We start from the raw sequence: 254 nt of genomic DNA, 5'->3' as shown, positions 1-254 counted from the left end.
CATGACGGCCGAGCAGCAAGCCCAGTTGGCAGAACTGAAGGCAGCCGCGCCCCAGCAGATGCCGGCCATCTACGCGCGGCAACAGGTGGCAGCGCACGAGAAGGCGCTGGCTATGCTCCAGACGTATGCGCAGAGCGGCGATGCCAAGCCCTTGATGGACTTCGCCGGGAAGACAGCGCAAGTTGTCAGCCACCACCTCGAAGAGGCGCGCCGGCTGCCGTGATGGCTCCTAGCGTTTGCGGACGAACTCGGCG

1 protein-coding gene is annotated in these 254 nt (G+C 65.7%); it reads left to right on the top strand.

What is annotated here, in order from left to right; genetic code table 11:
• The coding region (locus ACYPV9_RS14275; RefSeq protein WP_459744847.1) for a DUF4142 domain-containing protein at window positions 1-223 on the top strand (223 nt) is incomplete at its 5' end.
• Window positions 224-254 lie beyond the last annotated feature (31 nt).

The organism is Polaribacter sp. OB-PA-B3 (genome assembly GCF_054589375.1).
Note: the sequence above shows the minus strand (reverse complement) of the source record. Positions and strands in the feature narration are given on the sequence as shown.